This is a genomic window from Desulfonatronospira sp. (assembly GCA_003563255.1).
Lineage (GTDB): Bacteria > Desulfobacterota > Desulfovibrionia > Desulfovibrionales > Desulfonatronovibrionaceae > Desulfonatronospira.
In genome coordinates this window covers 1-2,774 of the sequence record PWSL01000506.1, presented here as the reverse complement: position 1 = coordinate 2,774, position 2,774 = coordinate 1, and the positions used below count along the sequence as shown (strand labels likewise).

Genomic DNA, 2,774 nt, shown 5'->3' with positions numbered 1-2,774 from the left:
TCATAGGCTATACCTTTGCCCCTGAAGTGGAGAGTCACGTGTCCAGGAAGCACCCCCACATACGTCTGGTCAAGACCTACGCCCTGGAAATGCGCGCCCGTGGCGATAGAAAAGCTTCGGCCTGAACCTTGTGGCTGCACTGCCCGGCATGGTCATCCGTACGACTGCCTCTTCCGGGACCCACTTGTCCTAAAAATGAGTCATTTTGAGCACAGAATGATGCTCAAGTGGGTACCGGAGTGCCTGTCCCCTGCTTTCCTTCTTATCTGTTGTTGAAAAAAATGTATGTGAGGCTGAGAGCATGCTGACTTATGTCCAGGTATTTGAGATTTTTCAGTCGTTTGATGAGAATCAGTTAAAGCAGCCGGCAATGATACATATCAAGGACTCCGAATATGTTCAGCAGGCGCAGCAGGTGGTCGTTTCAGACGACGATAATCCTCCGGTTATTATTGCTGATATTTGCATCCAGTTTGAAGAAGAGTGATCCTGCCCCTTTAAAACCCAATTTTTGTCTTGGGTTCCTTGTCCCCAAAGACCCTTTGCCTTGTATAGATGCACCTGCAAAAAGTCGAGAAAATGAATAATTCAGAAATCAACAATTTCTATGACCGCCAGGTGGTCTATGAATATTCAGACCTGGATGAACTCGTGCTGGCCTATGCCGTCAGCATCCACAAATCCCAGGGGTCCGACTACCCAGCCGTGGTCATTCCCCTGCTTACCCAGCACTATATCATGCTGCAGAAGAATCTGGTTTACACCGGCATCACCCGGGGCAAGAACCTGGTGGTGTTCATAGGCACCAAAAAGGCTCTGGCCATTGTAGTCAGAAATGCCGGAACAAACCAAAGGTATACCCATCTGGCCGGCAGACTGAACCACAAAATACAGGAGATTACATGAGATACCTTTATTGCTATAATATAATAAATAATCAGGGTGGATGCAAATTCTGACCGAGCCGTGTCCCATACACTCCTCCTGGACTTCACGGCTGGGTGGTGGCATAGATGCGAATCATGTCCCGCTTTTTTTCAAAAAAGGCAAGCCTGATCACATACATAATGATTATCTCAATGGGGGACAGGCACTTTTGCCGGTTGAATACTGTCGATTGCTCAAAAACCCTGGCGGCAAAAGAGCCACTCCCCAGAGGATAATAATTAGTTTCGCTGTAGGTTATTGGTTCAGGAGGCTGTTGACAATGCGTGAGAGTCAAGCGGCAGCCTGGCAACATTAGTATAGGAGATATTCGAGCATGCCTTGATGAGTACCTGTTTATCCGCTTCGCTTAAGTCAGAAAAGTCCCCTTCCTGAAAATAGGCCAATGCCCTGACTATTTCCTGAATGGGCGCATGAGGCCAGAACGATAAAACGCAAGAAAGGCCCAGTTCAAGGGGGAAACCGCTTTTAAGCAGACAGGCGATGTCTCTATAATCCTTGGCCTCGACCCGCTGGAGAATGGTTTTCAGCTTATGACCAAATAAATCCTGAAGAGAAGCAACCTGTATGCCATTGTCTTCAGCGATGCGGGGCGGCTTTACCCTTCCAGTTTTAATACCCCAGAAAAAGGATAATTTTACCGGGTCATCACTGTAAGTAATTATACTGAGAGTGTTTTTCCGGGATTGAATAATCTCAAGCGGGCCTAATAAAGAATAAACAACAGAATACAGATGGTCGCTGTCAGCATGATCAGAAGAAAAAAAATCAAAATCAATGGATGATCTGTGTCCCAGTTGCAGGGCAATGGCTGTACCGCCATAAAGAACATAATTCTCAGGGACAGCAATGAGCTTGTTCCAGATTATTTTTTGGGCCGGAGGCAGGACTGACAAGTCGGGCCTGAAGCTGATCTTGATGGTCATCCGCTCTTCTTTTGCCATTCTCGCCTGGGCAAATCAGGGATATCATTTTCATTGTCAGCCAGACCCAGCCTGTAATGCCAGAAGTGCCAGGCACGGGGAGTAAAAATCCCGACGGGCGGATTTTGCAGGACATCAATCAGTTCTTTTCCGGAAAAGTTTTCTTCCATCCAGAGGGTATCTTTCATGGTGGCATAAGTCATGAGAGAAGCCAGAAAATGCCTTTTGTTCCGCAAGGCATCTTCAGGTCTTTTCCACCATACGTATTTTTCGGCCAATGTAAGGCTGTGAGGAGTATTGGGACTTATCCTTTCCATCAGTTCATCATGCCACAATCAGGCAGGAAATACAATCCCTCCCGCTTTACCGGGAAATCAGCCTGATACCGCCACAAAAAGGTCTTTTTCAAACACAGATCGGAAACCAGCCCTGAACAAGTTATCACTACAGCGGTATCTGTTTGGACACTAGCACAGATTTCAAACAAACATGTTGGTAACTTTTTCTGACATCCTGCCCCTCTGGAGTAGATTACGCGCACGGCGTAAACTCCCCTCCCATGGAAGAAAGTATGGGGGTATGGGGGTATCCATGTGTGGGTGTAAGGATGTTTTGACTCCCATACGCCCATACTCCCATACTCCCATACGCCCATACTCCCATACTTCTTAAGACCGGGGGTGGTTGTATGAGCTCCCTTCCTTTTTCGGATGTTGCCCCGAAGGGGCCACTTTTTCCGTGCAAGGTCGCGGAAAAAGCCTAGCACTACAGCGAAACTTATATATTGACCTCCGGGGACTGGCTCTTTTGCCGCCTGTTATTTTGTTCAATTGCAAGTTATCAAACGGCAAAAGTGCCTGTCCCCAATTGAGACAGGTTACAAATTTTTGAAGTTTCGCTGTAGTG

Annotated in this window: 3 protein-coding genes and 1 pseudogene; 2 read left to right on the top strand and 2 right to left on the bottom strand. The window is 47.2% G+C overall.

The window, feature by feature from the left end:
* The first annotated feature begins 301 nt into the window (after nt 1–301).
* Nucleotides 302–487, top strand: a complete 186-nt coding sequence (locus tag QZP87_RS14805; protein ID WP_291323697.1) for a flagellar hook-length control protein — start codon at nt 302–304, stop codon at nt 485–487.
* A gap of 122 nt (nt 488–609) precedes the next feature.
* Nucleotides 610–906: pseudogene (locus QZP87_RS14800) on the top strand (ATP-binding domain-containing protein); the annotation flags it as partial.
* Between the two features lie 284 nt (nt 907–1,190).
* Here the strand turns inward: QZP87_RS14800 and QZP87_RS14795 are convergent.
* On the bottom strand, nt 1,191–1,889 hold the full coding sequence (locus tag QZP87_RS14795) for a nucleotidyl transferase AbiEii/AbiGii toxin family protein (RefSeq protein ID WP_291323696.1): 699 nt from the start codon (nt 1,887–1,889) through the stop codon (nt 1,191–1,193).
* The gene (locus QZP87_RS14790; protein ID WP_291323695.1) at nt 1,868–2,185 is read right to left on the bottom strand and encodes a hypothetical protein; all 318 of its coding nucleotides are present in this window, start codon (nt 2,183–2,185) and stop codon (nt 1,868–1,870) included. The genes QZP87_RS14795 and QZP87_RS14790 overlap by 22 nt, the downstream gene beginning before the upstream one ends.
* Nucleotides 2,186–2,774: the final 589 nt, after the last annotated feature.

What these genes read in the sequence shown, in the direction of transcription:
- QZP87_RS14805 (WP_291323697.1), top strand. Translation starts at nt 302, where the DNA reads ATGCTGACTTATGTCCAGGTATTTGAGATTTTTCAGTCGTTTGATGAG.
- QZP87_RS14795 (WP_291323696.1), bottom strand. Translation starts at nt 1,889, where the DNA reads ATGGCAAAAGAAGAGCGGATGACCATCAAGATCAGCTTCAGGCCCGAC.
- QZP87_RS14790 (WP_291323695.1), bottom strand. Translation starts at nt 2,185, where the DNA reads ATGGAAAGGATAAGTCCCAATACTCCTCACAGCCTTACATTGGCCGAA.